This window comes from uncultured Caballeronia sp. (assembly GCF_964243625.1).
GTDB lineage: Bacteria > Pseudomonadota > Gammaproteobacteria > Burkholderiales > Burkholderiaceae > Caballeronia.
Genome location: NZ_CAXTGZ010000065.1, coordinates 1 through 17451, shown reverse-complemented (window position 1 = coordinate 17451; position 17451 = coordinate 1). Strand labels below are relative to the sequence as shown.

General features: G+C 61.9%; 14 protein-coding genes, 1 pseudogene and 3 riboswitches. Of the genes and pseudogenes, 9 read left to right on the top strand and 6 right to left on the bottom strand.

Annotated elements, in window-relative coordinates; genetic code table 11:
- Positions 1-164, bottom strand: a 164-nt coding sequence (locus ACFFAR_RS06750; RefSeq protein WP_375507673.1) for a cobalamin biosynthesis protein, incomplete at its 3' end; no start/stop codon positions are given.
- Positions 165-311: 147 nt separating this feature from the next.
- Positions 312-579, bottom strand: a riboswitch (cobalamin riboswitch).
- 81 nt (positions 580-660) lie between these two features.
- Positions 661-909: riboswitch (cobalamin riboswitch) on the top strand.
- Between the two features lie 151 nt (positions 910-1060).
- Here ACFFAR_RS06750 and cobW point away from each other — a divergent pair.
- The 4 genes from cobW (at position 1061) to ACFFAR_RS06730 (ending at position 7592) form a co-directional block, all read left to right on the top strand.
- Complete coding sequence (cobW, locus tag ACFFAR_RS06745) at positions 1061-2149, top strand: cobalamin biosynthesis protein CobW (RefSeq protein WP_174364239.1); 1089 nt, start codon at positions 1061-1063, stop codon at positions 2147-2149.
- Positions 2150-2152: 3 nt separating this feature from the next.
- Positions 2153-5926, top strand: a complete 3774-nt coding sequence (gene cobN, locus ACFFAR_RS06740; protein WP_375507671.1) for a cobaltochelatase subunit CobN — start codon at positions 2153-2155, stop codon at positions 5924-5926.
- Complete coding sequence (locus ACFFAR_RS06735; protein WP_375507670.1) at positions 5923-6918, top strand: ATP-binding protein; 996 nt, start codon at positions 5923-5925, stop codon at positions 6916-6918. Before cobN ends, ACFFAR_RS06735 begins: the two co-directional genes overlap by 4 nt.
- A gap of 113 nt (positions 6919-7031) precedes the next feature.
- Positions 7032-7592 carry a VWA domain-containing protein gene (locus tag ACFFAR_RS06730; protein ID WP_375507669.1) on the top strand — a complete coding sequence of 187 codons (561 nt, stop codon included), beginning with the start codon at positions 7032-7034 and terminating at the stop codon, positions 7590-7592.
- Between the two features lie 15 nt (positions 7593-7607).
- On the opposite strand, the gene cobJ is transcribed toward ACFFAR_RS06730, so the two are convergent.
- From cobJ to cobG, 4 genes are read right to left on the bottom strand one after another with little or no spacing between them, the layout of a single operon-like run.
- Positions 7608-9284: a precorrin-3B C(17)-methyltransferase gene (gene cobJ / locus ACFFAR_RS06725; protein WP_174363448.1), complete on the bottom strand. Its 1677-nt coding sequence runs from the start codon at positions 9282-9284 to the stop codon at positions 7608-7610.
- Positions 9272-9997: a precorrin-2 C(20)-methyltransferase gene (locus ACFFAR_RS06720; protein ID WP_375507668.1), complete on the bottom strand. Its 726-nt coding sequence runs from the start codon at positions 9995-9997 to the stop codon at positions 9272-9274. The genes cobJ and ACFFAR_RS06720 overlap by 13 nt, the downstream gene beginning before the upstream one ends.
- Positions 9998-10624 carry a precorrin-8X methylmutase gene (locus ACFFAR_RS06715; protein WP_174363450.1) on the bottom strand — a complete coding sequence of 209 codons (627 nt, stop codon included), beginning with the start codon at positions 10622-10624 and terminating at the stop codon, positions 9998-10000.
- Positions 10617-11927 carry a precorrin-3B synthase gene (cobG, locus tag ACFFAR_RS06710; RefSeq protein ID WP_375507667.1) on the bottom strand — a complete coding sequence of 437 codons (1311 nt, stop codon included), beginning with the start codon at positions 11925-11927 and terminating at the stop codon, positions 10617-10619. Before cobG ends, ACFFAR_RS06715 begins: the two co-directional genes overlap by 8 nt.
- A gap of 106 nt (positions 11928-12033) precedes the next feature.
- Positions 12034-12211, bottom strand: a riboswitch (cobalamin riboswitch).
- Positions 12212-12304: 93 nt separating this feature from the next.
- On the opposite strand from cobG, the gene cbiE reads away from it, so the two are divergent.
- From cbiE to cobM, 3 genes and pseudogenes are all read left to right on the top strand, one after another.
- Positions 12305-13510: a precorrin-6y C5,15-methyltransferase (decarboxylating) subunit CbiE gene (gene cbiE / locus ACFFAR_RS06705; RefSeq protein WP_174363451.1), complete on the top strand. Its 1206-nt coding sequence runs from the start codon at positions 12305-12307 to the stop codon at positions 13508-13510.
- Positions 13507-14240: pseudogene (locus ACFFAR_RS06700) on the top strand (cobalt-precorrin-6A reductase). The gene cbiE and the pseudogene ACFFAR_RS06700 overlap by 4 nt, the downstream one beginning before the upstream one ends.
- Positions 14241-14969, top strand: a complete 729-nt coding sequence (gene cobM / locus ACFFAR_RS06695) for a precorrin-4 C(11)-methyltransferase (RefSeq protein WP_174365600.1) — start codon at positions 14241-14243, stop codon at positions 14967-14969. It begins immediately after the preceding pseudogene.
- Positions 14970-15041: 72 nt separating this feature from the next.
- On the opposite strand, the gene ACFFAR_RS06690 is transcribed toward cobM, so the two are convergent.
- Positions 15042-15779: a TerC family protein gene (locus ACFFAR_RS06690; protein ID WP_174365599.1), complete on the bottom strand. Its 738-nt coding sequence runs from the start codon at positions 15777-15779 to the stop codon at positions 15042-15044.
- A gap of 263 nt (positions 15780-16042) precedes the next feature.
- On the opposite strand from ACFFAR_RS06690, the gene ACFFAR_RS06685 reads away from it, so the two are divergent.
- On the top strand, positions 16043-17152 hold the full coding sequence (locus tag ACFFAR_RS06685) for an OpgC domain-containing protein (protein WP_375507666.1): 1110 nt from the start codon (positions 16043-16045) through the stop codon (positions 17150-17152).
- A 177-nt stretch (positions 17153-17329) separates the two neighbouring features.
- Positions 17330-17451, top strand: a 122-nt coding sequence (locus tag ACFFAR_RS06680) for a DUF1328 domain-containing protein (protein WP_375507672.1), incomplete at its 3' end; no start/stop codon positions are given.

Genomic DNA, 17451 nt, shown 5'->3' with positions numbered 1-17451 from the left:
AGGTGGTGAAGAGCGGCGAATTCGAGCAAAGCGGTTTCATCCTGTTTGCCGTCAATCGATGCCAGCGCGCGCACATGCGTGATCGGCTCATTGCCAAGCGCCGCGCAAACCGCCGCATCGATCTGCCCGATGCTTACGCCACGCCGGCAGCCTATGCCGATCACCCACGCGCTCAACGTCCCGCTCCATCCGTGCGTTCCAGACGCGCGGATAGAAGCTTGCAAATACACTGCGGATCAGATTTCATGTAAGACGATAGATTCATTACGTCCTTCATCCGTCCCTCGCGGATGCGGCGTCCGGCGCGTCCATGACACGCCACTTGCGCTGGCCGGTATCCGGGCTTGGCGACCGCATTCGCTTGCGCCTTCCCGCTTTGGCAAGCAGTGGCAATGAAGCAAATGTGCGCACGGGTTCTGTGAAACCAATTCAAACCGGCGCGGGTCGCGTACCGTTGCGGGGACAGCACAGGTTTCTTGCATGCAGGCGCGCTGAGAATAAACGCTCTTGCATCCTGTTTCCCGTTTAACTACGCACGCAGGAAAAGCGCGCGTGAGCACCAGACGCGAGCCAAAGATAGCACACGGAGGCGTGCCGGCGCTTGGGTTTCCATTGCTCGCCAACTGGCCGTAACCTTGACCGCAAGGCTTCACCGGCCTAGACTTGGCGCAGTTTTCTGGTGCTCGCGCGCGGTCTCTCTCTGTGCGCAGTTAAACGGGAAGCAGGGAGCGCCGCCGGACACTCGTGCGCGCCAACCTGCGCTGCCCCCGCAACGGTAAGCGAAAACCGCGCAGCATGACGTCGCGCGCGGCAAAGCCGGCTTCGAACACCACTGCATGCGTGCTGCGTGCGGGAAGGTGAAGCGGCATTTCGCCAGCCCGGATACCGGCCGGAACGGTTTGACATCTGGAGCAACAGGTGCCGCGGGGATGCGGTGCGGGCTCGAAACTTTCATCATGCCTTGCCGGTTTTGAAGCCTGTTACGCTTTTCGATTGCGTCATTTGGAGGCTCATGGCGTTTCCGGCATCAGGCAGTCAATCGATAAAAACGGAGTGAAGGATGCAAATGCGCAAGATCCCGGTCACGGTCGTCACAGGCTTCCTCGGCAGCGGCAAGACCACGTTGATGCGGCATATCCTTGAAAATGCCAAAGGGCTACGGATCGCAGTGATCGTGAACGAGTTCGGCGAACTGGGTATCGATGGTGAGATATTGAAGGGCTGTAGCATTGGTTGCGAGGACGAAAGCACGACCGACCAGCCGAACCTCTACGAGCTTTCGAATGGTTGCCTCTGCTGCACCGTTCAGGAAGAGTTTTATCCGGTGATGGAGCAGCTCGTCGAGCGTCGCGATCAGATCGATCATGTGCTGATCGAGACCTCCGGTCTCGCCTTGCCCAAGCCGCTGGTTCAGGCGTTCAACTGGCCATCGATCAAAAATGCTTTCACGGTCGATGCCGTCGTGACCGTGGTCGATGGTCCGGCTGCTGCAAGCGGCCAGTTCGCGGCGAACCCGCAAGCCGTCGACGAACAACGCCGCGCCGATCCGAATCTCGATCACGAATCGCCGCTGCACGAGTTGTTCGAAGACCAGTTGGCGTCAGCCGATCTGGTGATTCTCAACAAGATCGACCTGATCGATGAGGCGCAGCAACGCACCGTCGAAACGCTCATACGCGGCGAGATTCCGGCGGGCGTGAAGATCGTTCCGGCGCAGATGGGGCAACTCGACCTGCATGCGCTGCTCGGGCTCGAAGCGGCGTCGGAGACCACGATCCATCTGCGCGTGGATCATCATGGGTCGGTAGATGACGAAGGCCACGCCGACCATCATCACGACGACTTCGATTCCGTCGTGGTCGAGGCGCGCGTGGAGTCGCGCGACGCGGCGGTCGCTGGATTGCGTGCGCTGGTCGACGCCAACACGATTTATCGTGTGAAGGGCTTCGCCGCGTTGCCGGGCACGCCGATGCGTCTTGTGGTGCAGGGCGTGGGGCAACGTTTCGATACCTACTTCGATCGCCGGTGGACACCCGCTGAAGCCGAGGTCGGAACGAGCCGCTTTGTGCTCATTGGCGAAGACCTGGATCAGCCGCGTCTGCAACAAGCGCTTCTCGACGCGCTCGCCAGCGCACCCGTGCAGGCCTGAACCGTGCATCTGCTACGCACGACGCCCGGTGGTTTTGTCGATGACGCCGCGGGCGTCATGCGCATCGACCAGACGCCTGCGCCGATCGTCGTGCTGAGTTCGGCCGATACCACGCTGTCGCTTCTTGCAGGCGTCGTGCCGAATCTCGAAGCGGGGTTTCCTGCCGTGCGCCTCGCCAATCAGGCGTTCCTGCGGCAGCCGGCATCGGTGGACTTCTACGTCGATGACGTGCTCAGGCATGCGCGCGTGATCGTGATCGATCACCTTGGCGGCGAGGCCTATTGGCCCTACGGAATCGAGAGTATCACCACGCTCGCGCGCAAGAATGGCCAGATGCTCGTGATGTTTTCCGGCGACTTGCAGGAAGACCCGAACCTCGTTGCGAAGAGCACCGCGGAGCCCGCATTGTGCGACCAGCTCTGGCGTTATCTGCGTGAGGGCGGCGCGCAAAATGCCGAGGCGTTCCTGCGCTGCATTGCGTATCGCGCGCTGGGCTACGGGCGCGAGGCCGACTTGCCCACGCAGTTGCCCGCGGTTGCGATCTATCATCCGGCGCGGCAGATTGCGACCATCGACGACTGGAAGGACAGATGGACGCAGGGCGCGCCTGTCGTTGCCGTGCTGTTCTACCGCGCGCATCTGCAGGCTGGCAATACAGACGTATTCGACGCATTGATTGATGCGCTCGAAGCGCAAGGCCTGAACCCGTTGCCGATCGCGATGGCGTCGCTGAAGGACCCGTTGAGCCGCGAAGTCGTGCAGCAATTGTGCGCGGACAACAATGCGTCGCTCGTGTTGAACACTACCTCGTTCGCGGCCGGCGTGATCGATGACCCCGCGCCATTCGAACTCGCTGGCGACGCACCCGTGCTGCAAGTGATCCTCAGCAGCGGGAATCGCGAGGACTGGGTCAAGGACAACCACGGGCTGACGTCTCGCGACATTGCCATGCACGTTGCGCTGCCGGAAGTCGATGGGCGCATCATCACCCGCGCGATCAGTTTCAAGGGCCTGGCGTACAGATGCAAACTGACGCAAGTCGATGTCGTGCGTTATCAGCCCGACCTCGAGCGTGTGCGTTTCGTCGCCGAGCTGAGCAGGCGCTGGTGTCGCCTGAGGCAGCTTCCGAACGCTGGCAAACGCATCGCGCTCGTGCTCGCAAATTATCCGCTGAGCGAAGGGCGCATTGGTAACGGCGTGGGTCTCGATACGCCGGCATCGGTCGTGAATATTCTTTCGATGCTCGCACGCGAGGGATATACCACGCAGGATATTCCCGCCGATGGCGACGCACTGATGCAGGCGCTGACATCGGGCGTGACCAACGATCCCGTCGTGCGCGATATGCGTCCTGCGCGGCAGAGTCTCGCGCTCGATGATTATCTCGATGCATTCCGCAAGCTCCCCTCCGACGTTCAGCAAGACCTGAACGCCCGCTGGGGTCCGCCCGAAGCTGATCCGACTGTGCGGCGCGGCCGCTTCATGATCGCGGGCTGGCGGTGCGGGCATGTGTTCGTCGGCATTCAACCGGCGCGCTCGCGAGAACGCGGCGATTACGCGAGTTATCACGACGCCGAACTCGTGCCGCCGCATTCGTATCTCGCGTTCTACTTCTGGCTGCGTTTGCGCTTCAACATCGATGCAATCGTACACGTCGGCAAGCATGGCAATCTTGAATGGCTGCCGGGGAAAAGCGTGGCGTTGAGCGCGTCGTGCTGGCCCGACCTGACGCTCGGCGCCATGCCGCATTTATATCCGTTCATCGTCAACGATCCGGGTGAGGGCAGTCAGGCGAAGCGGCGCGCGCAGGCGGTTATCATCGATCATCTGATGCCGCCGCTCACGCGCGCTGAAAACTATGGTCCGTTGCAAGACCTCGAACGTCAGGTCGATGAATATTATGAAGCGCTGATGGTCGATCCACGCCGCGCGAAGCTCTTGCGAAAGACGATTCTTGCGAGCATCGTGGAGCATCGGCTGCATGAAGAACTGGGACTCGAGAAACCGCGCGACTCCAATACCGAAGACGCGTTGCTGAACCGTGCCGATGCCTATTTGTGCGAGCTGAAGGAAGCGCAAATCCGCGATGGACTGCACGTGTTCGGTGCTTCGCCGCAAGGCGTTCAACGCCGCGATACCTTGCTCGCATTGGGCCGTTATCCGACAGGCGACGGACTCGGCGCCAATGCGAGCGTGCTCACGGCGCTGGCTCGTGACCTGCAGCTCGGCGACACGTTCGATCCTTTGGACTCCGACTGGACTGCGGCATGGACGGGGCCGCGTCCTGCTCGACTGATGCAAATGATCGATGCCCCCTGGCGTCATCATGGCGATACGCGCGAGCGTCTTGAGTTGCTTGCAACGTCGCTGCTGGACGGTCCCGCGAATACGGTCGGCCCCAACACATCGCAGGTCCTCACACGTTTGAACGGCGATCTTTTATCTCGCCTCGATGCATGCGGTCCGCAAGAGCTGCTGCAACTCCAGCGCGGCCTCGACGGACGCTTTGTGCCGCCAGGTCCGAGTGGTTCACCTTCACGCGGACGACCCGATGTCCTCCCCACCGGACGCAACTTCTATTCCGTCGACACCCGCGCCGTCCCCACGCGCGCAGCCTGGACGCTCGGCCTGAAGTCCGCGAACTTGCTGATCGAACGACATCTTCAAGAGCACGGCGATTACCCGCGTGCGATTGGTTTGTCGGTGTGGGGAACGGCCACGATGCGCACGGGCGGCGACGATATTGCGCAAGCCATGGCGCTGATCGGCGTGCGTCCGAAGTGGGCCGCGGGCAGCAATCGTGTGACGGACTTCGAGGTCTTGCCTATCACGATCTTCAACCGGCCGCGTATCGATGTCACGCTGCGCGTTTCGGGTTTCTTCCGCGATGCCTTCGCGAACCTGATGCATCTCTTCGACGCAGCCGTTCAGGCCGTCGCCGAACTCGACGATGAAGACGAAGACATCAATCCCATCCGCGCACGCATCATGCGCGAACGCGATGAACACGTCGCTCGCGGACTGGACGAAAAAGAAGCGCGTCTGCGTGCCGGCTGGCGCGTGTTCAGCACGAAACCCGGTGCCTACGGTGCGGGGTTGCAGGAGATGATCGACGCAAAGCAATGGCAGAACGATAGCGACCTCGCGCGTGGATTCCAGGACTCGGGCGGTTACGCGTACTCGCAAAAGGGCGATGGCGTCCATGCACGCGATTCATTTGGCGCGAGGTTATCGACTATTGACGTGGTGGTGCAGAACCAGGACAACCGCGAACACGACCTGCTCGATTCCAACGACTATCATCAGTTCCAGGGCGGCATGGTCGCGGCGGTGCGGCATCTTTCGGGCGCGCAGCCGCACGCGTACAACGCCGATCACAGCAACCCCGCGTCGCCACGCATACGCACCTTGCAGGAAGAGATATCGCGCGTGATCCGCTCGCGCGTGGTCAATCCAAAATGGATCGATGGCGTGAAGCGGCACGGCTACAAGGGCGCATCGGAACTCGCGGCCACGGTGGATTATCTCTTTGGCTACGACGCCACCGCACGCGTGGTGTCGGATCATCAATACGCGCTCGTCGCCGATGCTTACGTGAACGACGCCAATACCCGCGAGTTCATGCAGCAGCACAATCCGCATGCGCTGCATTCCATCTGCGAGCGTTTGACGGAAGCCATGCAACGCGGTTTATGGCAAAGCCCGGGCGACTACCAGACGCAGATCGAACGCCATCTGCTGGATGCCGAACAGCAACTCGAAGGGCAACGAACGTGAACGACATTCTCTTTCCTTTCACCGCATTGGTCGCGCAGGAGCCCTTGCAGCAAGCACTTTTGCTCGCTGCGGTCGACCCCGCGCTGGGTGGCGTGCTGGTGAGCGGCCCGCGCGGCACGGCGAAGTCCACCACAGCGCGCGCACTGGCCGAGCTGCTTCCCGAAGGCCGCTTCGTCACCCTGCCGTTGGGCGCGAGTGAAGAGCAACTGATCGGATCGCTCGATCTTGAAACGGCGTTACGCGACGGCGGCGTGCGTTTTTCGCCGGGCTTGCTTTCGAAGGCGCATGAAGGCGTGTTGTATGTGGATGAAGTCAATCTGCTGCCGAATCAGCTCGTGGATCAATTGCTCGATGTCGCTGCAAGCGGCGTGAACTTGATCGAGCGCGATGGCATCTCGCATCGGCATGACGCGCGGTTTGTGTTGATTGGCACGATGAACCCCGAGGAAGGCGAACTCAGGCCGCAGTTGCTCGATCGGTTTGGGCTTGCGGTGGAGTTGCAGAATTGCTTCGATGCCAACGTACGTCGCGAGATCGTCAAGGCGCGGCTCGCATTCGACGCAAACCCTGATGCGTTCCGTTCGCGGTTAGCGCCGCAACAAGATGCGTTGTCGCATAAGCTTCTACGTGCACGTTCAGCTCTTCCCGCCCTCGAATTCGATGACTCCGTTCATGCGCGTGTGAGCGAGCTTTGCATCAAGGCAAACGTCGACGGCTTGCGCGCCGATCTGGTCATGCTGCGTGCGGCGCGTGCGCTGGCTGCATTGGAAGAGGCCGATGCGGTCCGGGTAGATCATGTCGAACGCATTGCGGAGGCGGTGCTTTTGCATCGGCGGAAAGTCGGCAATGAACCTGCAGGCAAACGCGAACAGGAAAAGCCGCAACCCCAATCGCAAGACACCGATGAAGCCAACTTCGGCTACATGCCGCCCGAGCCCGTCGATATAACCGCCGTAAAAAACGTGAGGCCGCTCACGTCAAAAAAATCCTGAGCCATCGAAGGCCGGAAACACGCGCGGACCCCGGCCGCCTTCGATGGCTCGATGCTTTCGCTCCCGGCAAAGCGCGTTCACGCGAAGGCGAGAAGAGCGGGCGCATCGACTGGATGCAAACGCTGCTCGCGAAACGCAATCAGATGCTCGACGCGGCGCATCTGCGGTTTCATTGCGAGGAAGGCGAGGCGAGCGCGCTGCATTGTTTCGTGCTCGATTGTTCAGGTTCGATGCTTGGCGGCAAGCGGCTCGCGCTCGCGAAGGGGCTGGTTGTTGCGTTGTTCGATCGCGCGTACCGGGAGCGTGCGGAGGTGGCGCTCGTGTGTTTTGGCGGCGCGACGGCCGAGGTGCGCCGCGAGCCAGGCGCCGCGCACTGGTGGAACGACCGATGGCTTGCGCCGATCGGCGGCGGAGGCGGTACACCGCTTGCGTTGGGCGTGCGCACGGGCGCCAACGTGTTGCTGCGCGCTGCGCGTCGCAAGCCTTCGCAGCGTCGCATTCTATGGTTGCTCACCGATGGGCGAAGCGCCGAAACGCCGGCGCGTCCCGATTCGGCGGACCAAATCGTTATAGTCGATTTTGAAAGCGCGGCCGTGAGTCTCGGCCGATGCGCGAAACTCGCCAAGTCGTGGCATTCGGATTACCGCACGGCCGCTGACATGACATCGGCTTAGTGGCTCATCAGCCGCTCATTCGTACCAGCGGGGCGTGTACGCCCACTCGCCATTGCCATCGCCGCGCGCAAAGCTTCGCGTCGTCGATGATCCGACGATCACCATGGTTCGCATATCGACCTGATCGGAATGCAGGTTTGCGAGCGTGGTCGTGATCAACGTTTCACCCGGCCTGCCGATGTTCCTTCCCAGCACGACCGTGGTCGTTCCATCGCGATACTCACGTACGATCTCAAGCGCACGATCCAACTGCCAAGGCCTTGCACGCGAGACCGGGTTGTGGAACGCCATCACGAGATCGGCTTGAGCGGCATGTCGCAGACGCATCTCGATGACGGCCCATGGTTTCAGGTTATCGGAAAGCGAGAGCATGCAGAAGTCGTGACCGAGCGGCGCGCCGGCACGCGCGGCAGTCGCCAGCGCAGCCGACACACCGGGCAGGATGTTCAGGTCTACGGAAGACCACGCCTCGTTGGATTGTCCTGCGTCAAGTGCTTCGAGCACTGCGGCGGCCATGGCGAACACGCCCGGATCTCCTGACGACACAACCACGACCCTGCGCCCCGTGCTCGCCAGTTCCAACGCATGACGCGCGCGCTGCATTTCTTCGCGGTTATCGGTGCAATGGAGGATTTGATTTGGCTTGAATGGACCGGCCATGCGCACGTAGGTTTCGTAGCCAAGAATATCGTCGGCGAGGGACAACACGTATTTGGCCGCCGGTACCATCAAGTCCGCGCTGCCGGGACCCAGGCCGATTACGGTCAGCGTGCCGCGTGCTTGTCCGAGGTTCGCGACATCAACCGGATGCGATGCAATCGATATCGCGAGGTCTTCGTCATGCGCTCTGAACGTTTCGAACCCGTCCGGCAAGGCGCCGAATCTCAGGGGTACATCAAGGACATGCGCAGCTTCGATCAGGCGCGCCGACGTCATCATGGACACGGGCGCAAGCATGGCGGCGACCGACAGCGGCGATATCTTTGCCTCAAGCAACGCACGGCGGATGCGTTCGGCGATCGGATCATCCGAACGCACCGCGTTCACGCAAATGACGACCGAGCGCGGGTGAATCATGAGTTCGCCGGCGTGTTCACTAACATGCGGCGAGATCCGGATTGCGCGGTTTGCATCGGAGGCACGGGGCAATTCGACCTGATCCAGCCACGGTGCGTTGCCTTCGATGCGCGTTGTGCTTCCCGCCAGAAGATCGGACACGAAGCGCTTTCCATGTTCGATATCCGCAAGCACATACCCCGCCGGAGGATTCAGCAGGCATGTGCCGAAACGCAATTCGCCGCTCGTCGTGATCGCGGGCGCGACCTGCAGGACCGCCGCGATTTCGCGCGCCATGACGTTGACGCCGCCGAGACCGCCGAGCAGCGGCACGACCGCGCTGCCATCTTCGGCGACGGCAAGTACGGGCGGTTCGACGGTTTTATCGGCTAGAAGGGGAGCCAGGCAACGGATCACGATTCCCGCCGCGCACAACGCGACGATCGGCGTGTTGCTCGAATAGAGCTCGCGCAGATGAGCGCTCAGTTCAGTGAACGCGACATCGGCTTGCACGCGGTTCGTGAGGCCGTGAACTAACGCGCCGGGATAACGTGCCTGGATTCGCCGCGCAGTCTGCAATGCGCCCGTACCGAGCACCACGATTGCCGGCGGTTTTGCGTCGATCAACCCCGCCATTTTTCCCCCGGCACGACGAGCAGCGAGAAGTAGGGCGACGCCATAGGATCGACATCCTCCAGCGGCACGATGCGCTGGTTCGCCATGGTCGCGCGTTCGACATAGAGCGCGCGTTTATCGAGTCCGAGGTCTTTCAACACGCGCCGGACCTTGTCGAAGTTGCGGCCGAGTTTCATGATCACGGCGGCGTCGGTGGCGGCAAGCCTGTCACGAAGATCCGCCTCCGGCAGCACGCCCGATAACACCGACAAGCTCTGGTTCCGGTACACGAGCGGCACGCCGAGCACGGCGACGCCGCCGAGCATCGAACATACGCCGGGTACGACTTCGGCTTCGAAGCGCTCGGCGAGCCGGTCGTGCAGGTACATGTACGAGCCGTAGAAGAACGGGTCGCCTTCGCAGATCACGGCGACATCGAGGCCGGCTTCGAGATGATCGGCAATGCGGATGGCGGATTCATCGTAGAAATCGCCGATGATCGTTTCATAGCAAAGCGGCGGTTCGAGCGCTTCGGTCGTCACGGGATACACGAGCGGCATGCGCGTCTGCGTGTCCTTCAAATGCCCTTCGATGATCCCGAACGCGTTGCCCTTCTTGCCTTTCGCCACGAAGTACGCGACCACCGGCGCGGATGTCAGCAAACGCAGCGCCTTCACCGTGATCAGTTCGGGATCGCCCGGACCGACGCCCAGGCCATAGAGACGTCCGCTCATCTATTCAATCTCCGAAGCCAGCGCGTTCACTGCGGCCGCCGCCATCGCGCTGCCGCCGCGCCTGCCGCGCAACGCGACGAACGGGACGCCGCGGCTGTCGGCGGCAAGCATCGCCTTCGATTCCGCCGCGCCGATGAACCCCACCGGAAAGCCGAGGATCAACGCGGGCTTTGGTGCGCCGGCGTCGAGCATGTCGAGCAGATGGAACAGCGCGGTCGGCGCATTGCCGATCACAACCACGCTGCCTTCAAGATCCGGACGCCACAATTCGAGCGCGGCCGCCGAGCGCGTATTGCCGAGTTCGCGTGCGCGTTCGGGCACGGATGCGTCGTTGAGCGTGCAGATCACGCGGTTCTCAGCCGGCAGGCGCGCGCGCGTGATGCCTTCGGCGACCATGCGGGCATCGCAGAGAATGGACGCGCCTTGCTTGAGCGCTTCGCGGCCCGCTGTTCCGGCGTCATTCGAGAACACGAGGTCATCGATCACGTCCGTCATGCCGCATGCGTGGATCACGCGCACAGCCAGTTTTTCGAGGTCGGGGGGAATCGCGTCGAGGTTCGTTTCGGCGCGAATGGTCGCGAACGACGCACGATAAATCGCCTGCCCGTCGCGGATGTAATCAAGCATCAGTGGTGCTCCGGGCGAGCCAGCGGGCCGCCTCTTCAATGGTTATGTGCCGGGCGACCGGTTCAGACGCTTGCGTATATACATCGTAGCGGCCGGGCGCGACGGCGAGCAGGGTTGTGTCGACGTGTTGAGCCGCCGCGCAGGAACGCGCGCATCCGCTCAAGTGGACGTTGCCTGTTTCGGGCATCAAGGACGCAAGTTGAAGCGCGTCCGCCTTGGTATCGGAGAAACCTTTGGCGCAGCCTTGCGAACCCGTGCATGCGATGAGGCGCGCGAAGGGCTCGTTCGGCGTGGTTGCGAGGTCGAGCGCCTTGAGCCGGTCGATGGTTGATCCGGCGTCTGCCACAGGTATGTCAAGCAGCATCACGCTTTGCCACGGCGTCATGCGCATGCGCGGCGCGATGTCGGCGAGCGCCCGGAGCGTGGTTGCATCCAGACGGCCCAGCGGTATCTGCGCACCGATGCACACCGCGCCTTCGTTGCGTTGCGGATGCACGCCGAAACGCAGTTGTGCATTGGACGAAGGGCGACGCCAATCTTTTGTGTCTTGCTTGAGCTGGAAATCGAGTTTCTGCTGCACGCGGTCAAGAACCGCTTCGGCTGAATACGTCTGCAGCAAGTCCCGCATTCTCGTCTGCTCCGGCAGCGCAAGATCGAGGAATGTATGCAACACCGCGTTCATCAAGTCGGGGACGTGCACGGACTCGACCGACGCGGCCGCAGGCAAATGCTCCGCGGAAATCGGTGGACAACCGCCAAGTCCGAATGCAAACCGGTGCGCCGATAGCGCCGAAAACCAGACATCGTGAGGATGATCGAGCATGGCAAGACGCTCGCCGCCGTCGAGCATGATTGCAAATTTCGGCGATAACTCGCGCAGACGCGCATCGTGCTGCATTTGTTCGAGCAACACGCGAGCGATCGGCGTGACGTCCACAATGGCATGCGGATCGAGACCGGCGAGCGGGCTGACCATGAGGTTGCGCAGATCGTCCGCGTCCTGCGTGGCGGGCCCCAGCCCCGCTTCGATCAAACGGGAAATCAACGCATCTTCAGCGTCCGGCCGCACGCCTCGAATCTGCAGGTTCGAGCGATTCGTTGCATCGATGACACCCGATCCGCACGTCATCGCCACATCCGCCACCACACGCGCCTGCGCCGCGCTCATCTCGCCGCCGGTCAGGCGAATGCGGCACAGGCCGCCGTCGCGCGCAGGCACGATCCGCATCAGGCCGGGACATGCCGATGGCCTCGATGCCGGTACCGACCCGCGTTCAGTAGTGAGTGTTTGCGATGCGTTCAAAGCGTGACCCGTCCGGTCTCGCGCGGCGCCTCGACCTTTGCCTTGTCAGCAGCACATGAAAACAGGCAGGATCGCGGCATCGGTACACCCCGCCCGATGTTGGCTTGCACGAAGAATTCCGGTCGGCAGGTCTCTTGGCTGGCAGGTCGCCGCCCGCGCCGGCCTTCCCAGTCGAAACCAGTGGCAGTGGAGCGCGGACTCGCTGCGTACAATTGCGGGGGCAGCCACAGTTTCGCTGTGTTCCCTGTTAGGCCCGTGAGGGCACCGACTAAACGCGATATTATGCCCGTTTTTGCAGCCGACAAAACCAATCGCCGCATGGCTCGGCAAGCGGCCGGGCAGCGTAACCTGCAAATGAATCATGCGAGGATCGGCGGATGGCAACGTGGTTGACGGTAGTGGGAATTGGCGAGGACGGCTGGCATGGGCTCAGCCGGACGTCGCACGAAGCGTTGCTTGCCGCCGATATCATCTTCGGTGGCAAGCGCCATCTCGACCTGTTGCCGGAGCAGATTTCCGCTGAGCGCCGCGCGTGGCCCACGCCGTTTTCGATAACGCCGGTGTTCGACTATCGCGGCAAGCGAGTCTGTGTGCTCGCAAGCGGCGACCCGATGATGTTCGGCGTCGGCGCCACGTTCGCGCGCGAACTGGAGCCCGGTGAGTTCACCGTATTGCCTGCGCCGTCATCGGTGTCGCTTGCTGCAGCGCGTTTGCGTTGGGCGATGCAGGATGTGGCCGTGGTCTCGCTCGTCGGGCGTCCGATCGCAGCGCTTGGCGTTCGCCTTCATTCCGGCACGCGCATGCTCGTTCTCAGCAGCGATGGTTCAAGCCCTTCCGAAGTCGCGCAGTTATTGAACCGGCGCGGCTTCGGCGCCAGCCGGATGAGCGTGTTCGAACATCTGGGCGGCGAGCGTGAACGTCGCACTGATGGCATCGCAAACACGTGGAACCCGCAAGCCGATATCGCTGCGCTGAACCTGGTGGCGATCGCCTGCATTGCGGATGCCAACGCCTTGCGTCTGCCGCTCACACCCGGTCTTCCCGACGACGCGTACCAGCACGATGGCCAGCTCACCAAACGCGACGTCCGCGCCATCACCCTCGCGCGGCTCGCCCCCGAACCTGGCGAATTGCTGTGGGACGTGGGCGCGGGATGCGGTTCGATCGGCATTGAATGGATGCGCTCGCACGCTGATTGCCGCGCCATCGCGATCGAAGCGGATAGCGGACGTCAGCGTTTTATCGAACAGAATCGTGATGCGCTTGGTGTGCCCGGACTGCAACTCGTGGAGGGCGAAGCGCCGGCCGCGTTGATGGGGTTGCCATCGCCGGATGCGATCTTCATTGGCGGCGGTGTAACCGCGCCCGAGATGCTCGATACATGTTGGGCGCGTCTGACGAAAGGCGGCCGGATGATCGTCAATGCAGTGACGATCCAAAGCGAGGCGACGCTCGTCGCGTGGCGGGCGGTGCATGGCGGCGAGCTGACGCGTATAAGCGTGGCGCACGCGCAACCGCTCGGCGCCTTCGATACATGGCGTCAGGCGCTCCCCATCACGCTGCTGAATGCAGTGAAATCATGACGCGCGTCCTGCTGCTCGGCGGCACGGGCGAAGCATTGACGATCGCGCGGCGTCTCAGTCCGGAACACGTCTATAGCCTTGCTGGACTGGGACGCACGCCGGGCGATCTCGTGTGTCGCGTGCGAGTTGGCGGGTTCGGCGGAGTGGAAGGGCTGGCGGCTTTTATAAAAGCAGAATCGGTTGGTCTGATCGTCGATGCAACTCATCCCTTCGCCGCGCAAATGAGCCGTCATGCCGCCGCTGCTTCAGGCAACGCGCGGCCAAGCTATGATGGGCGCTTCGCCGTGCGCCGTGGCAACCGGGATCGGACGATGACTGGCGCCGCGCCTCTGACTTTGCATCGATCATGGCAGCCATCGCGCCATACAAACATCCGTTGTGGACGCTCGGCCGCGAGCCGCTCGATCATCTCGACGAGATCCCCTCCGGGCAACACTGGACCATCCGTTGCCTCGATCCCCATGTTGGCCACGCACGCGCGACGATCATCGCGGCGCGCGGGCCGTTCTCGCTGGACGGCGAGCGCGCTTTATTCGACCAGCAAGATACCGATGTCCTCATCAGCAAGAACAGCGGCGGCGCGGCGACCGAAGCGAAACTCGCGGTCGCGCGTGAACGCGGTCTGCCCGTCGTGATGCTGCAACGTCCGTCACTTCCTCAAGTCGAACGCGAATTCACCGATACGGCCTCACTCCTGAACGCGCTCGACGCTTTACGGAAAGCCCCTTGAATGACGGTCTATTTCATTGGCGCCGGACCCGGCGATCCCGAACTCATCACCGTGAAAGGGCAGCGTCTCGTGCGCTCATGTCCCGTCATCCTGTATGCCGGGTCGCTGGTGCCGGAAGCGGTGTTGAGCGGCCATCGCGCGGAAATCTGCGTGAACACCGCCGATCTTCACCTCGATGAAATCATTGCGTTGCTCGAAACCGCGCATGCCAAAGGGCAGGACGTGGCGCGCGTTCATTCGGGCGATCCGTCGCTGTACGGCGCGATCGGCGAACAGATTCGCCGTCTGAACGCGCTTGCCATTCCCTATGAAATCGTGCCGGGCGTGACGGCAGCGGCGGCATCGGCGGCGGCGCTCGGGTGCGAATTCACGTTGCCCGGCATCTCGCAGACCGTGATCCTCACGCGCTTTGCGACGAAGACATCGATGCCCGAAGGCGAGCAACTCGCCGATCTCGCGCGCCACCGCGCGACCATGGCGATTCACCTGGGCGTGCGCCATATCGAGCGCATCGTCGCCGACCTGATCCCGCATTACGGCGCGGATTGTCCCGTTGCCGTGATCTTCCGCGCGAGTTGGCCCGACGAAGAGAAAGTGCTTGGATCGCTCGCGGATATCGCTGTGAAAGTGCTTGAAAAAGGCATCGAAAGGACGGCGTTGATCGTGGTCGGGTACGTGCTGAATGCCGAGGGATTCACGGATTCTTCGCTGTACCGGAAGGAGCCTTGAGACATTGAAAAAACGCCGCGCGGTTTCAAAGGCGCGCGGCGTTCCCACGATCAACGCACCAGACTCAGCACGTCAGGCGCGTTTCTTCTTCGCCCTGCGCGACAGCATGTTCAACCCCTCGACCAGCGCCGAGAACGCCATCGCCGCGTAGATGTAGCCCTTCGGCACGTGAGACCCGAACCCTTCGGCGACCAGCGTCATCCCGATCACCAGCAGGAAGCCGAGCGCGAGCATCACCACGGTCGGGTTTCTATCGATAAACCGCGACAACGGACCCGCCGCGAACATCATCACGGCCACCGCTGCAATCACGGCGACGAACATGATGGGAATGTGTTCCGTCATGCCGACGGCGGTCACGATGCTGTCGATGGAAAACACCAGATCCAGCACCAGGATTTGCCCGATCGCCGCCAAGGGTGTGATCGAAGCGGTCTTGGCCGGGCCGCCGGATTCGCCGGAATCATGCGACACGTGATGATGGATCTCCGTGGTCGCCTTCCATACCAGGAACACGCCGCCGGCAATCAGGATCAGGTCGCGCCACGAAAAATCATGCCCTAACGCCGTGAAAATCGGCGCCGTCAGCCGCACGATCAGTGCGACCGTGCCGAGCAAGCCAAGCCGCATGATGAGCGCGAGCCCGATACCCAGGCGCTGCGTGCGCGCCCGGTGCGCTTCTGGCAATTTGTTCGTGAGAATGGAGATAAAAATCAGGTTGTCGATGCCGAGCACGACTTCCATGACAACGAGTGTCGCCAGGGCCGCCCAGGCGGTGGGATCGCTGGCAAGCGCTACGAGGTAATCCATGAGATGTGAGGGTTGTCCGGTTATAGGTCACGAATTTCACGCAATCATACGCGACGTTCGCATCGATAATGTAAGCTAATTGAAATGTTGAGAGTGCTTCGAGCTGAAAAAAGTTCTCCATCATTTCTAAGCGGGCACCGGCTTCGAAAAACTTTCTCGCACAAATACGGGTAAACTCTCGTGCCGCACGCTATTCCTCAGTTGGAAGTTGGAATCGCGCCTTTCACGTTCGCTGCCCGATCCGGCAGTCTTTCGGGTTACGCATGCAGGGAAAATCGCAACGACTGGTTGAGCTGGACTTTTTTCGCGGCCTCGTCCTGCTCGTGATTCTTGTCGATCATATTGGCGGCAGCATGGTGTCCCGCATGACCCTGCATGCATTCGCTCTTAACGATGCCGCCGAAGTCTTCGTTTTCCTCGGCGGTTTTGCGACTGCCACCGCCTATGCATCGATGTGCGCGAGGCGCTCGGAATCCGCCGCCCGCGCAAGATTTCTCCGCCGCGCTTTCCAGATATATAGAGCATTTCTGGTCACCGCCGCGCTCATGCTGCTCACGAGCTTCGTGTTGCGGCCGCTGTTCGGCAGCGCGCCGAATCTCGCCACGACCGACCTCGACGCGTTCATTGCCGCACCGTTCACGGCGCTCATCGACATCCTGCTGTTGCGACGCCAGCCCTATCTCGCATCCGTCCTGCCGATGTACGCGTTTTTCGCGCTCGCCGTGCCGCTCGTGTTGCCGCTCGCGCGCAGCAAGCCGTGGCTTCTGCTCGCCGCGAGTGTTGCGTTGTGGGCGCTCGCCCCTCCTGTCGCCGAGTATTTGCCGTCGGCGGAAGATTTGCTGTGGGACTTCAACCCTGCCGCATGGCAACTGATGTTCGTGATCGGCGTGATTGCCTGTTGCCAGCCGGTTTATCAGCGGGTGAGCGGGCACAGGTTCGGATGGATCGTTAGCGTGGCCGCACTCGCAGTTGTCTTGGGCATGGCGTACTACAAGCTGCTCGTGCTCCCGACTTCCTTCGATGGTGATTTCAAGCGCAATCTGGCGGGCGCGCGCATCGTCAATTTCGTGGCTATCGCGTGGCTCGCCAGCGATCTGACGCGTCGCGGCGTGGTCCGGCGGATCGCGCAGCTTGCGCCCTGGGTGGGCGCGGTAGGACGCGACGGCCTCGTGTGTTTCGTGGCGGGCGCGGTGATCTCGCTGATCGTGGATTCGGTGTTGTTCACGCTGACGGGCGGTTTGCTCGACGTGCCGTATGGTTTCGCCGCCGATGCCATCGCGATCGGCTTGCTGCTTGCGATCCCGCATCGGCAGCGTCTGTTCGATGCGTTGGGCTTTGGATCGATAACGTCTGCGGCGAAGGCGAAAGGGTAGCGCGGCGATTTTTCTGAGCTTCAGCCAGCTCATCTAAAACGCTACTAACGGTCTACATTAACCCCATCCGCCTGCTGGTTCGAGTGTCGATCCGCTTTCAAGAAACGTCCGGCAAGAACAAGCCGGGCATAGGCTTTGCTAAACCGTTGCGACTTCAACCATAACAACGGATTTACCATGCTCAAGCTTGCCATTCTCTTCGCGGTGATATCGGTTATCGCTGGATTCTTCGGCTTTGGACGCGTATCGTCGGGCGCGGCGGGGATCGCCAAGATCTTCTTCTTCATTTTCCTCGTGCT

Bases quoted from the DNA above. Each gene is read 5' to 3' on its own strand.
- cobW (WP_174364239.1), top strand. From the start codon at position 1,061: ATGCAAATGCGCAAGATCCCGGTCACGGTCGTCACAGGCTTCCTCGGC.
- cobJ (WP_174363448.1), bottom strand. From the start codon at position 9,284: ATGGCGGGGTTGATCGACGCAAAACCGCCGGCAATCGTGGTGCTCGGT.
- ACFFAR_RS06715 (WP_174363450.1), bottom strand. From the start codon at position 10,624: ATGCTTGATTACATCCGCGACGGGCAGGCGATTTATCGTGCGTCGTTC.
- cobM (WP_174365600.1), top strand. From the start codon at position 14,241: ATGACGGTCTATTTCATTGGCGCCGGACCCGGCGATCCCGAACTCATC.
- ACFFAR_RS06720 (WP_375507668.1), bottom strand. From the start codon at position 9,997: ATGAGCGGACGTCTCTATGGCCTGGGCGTCGGTCCGGGCGATCCCGAA.
- ACFFAR_RS06730 (WP_375507669.1), top strand. From the start codon at position 7,032: ATGCAAACGCTGCTCGCGAAACGCAATCAGATGCTCGACGCGGCGCAT.
- ACFFAR_RS06685 (WP_375507666.1), top strand. From the start codon at position 16,043: ATGCAGGGAAAATCGCAACGACTGGTTGAGCTGGACTTTTTTCGCGGC.
- ACFFAR_RS06690 (WP_174365599.1), bottom strand. From the start codon at position 15,779: ATGGATTACCTCGTAGCGCTTGCCAGCGATCCCACCGCCTGGGCGGCC.
- cbiE (WP_174363451.1), top strand. From the start codon at position 12,305: ATGGCAACGTGGTTGACGGTAGTGGGAATTGGCGAGGACGGCTGGCAT.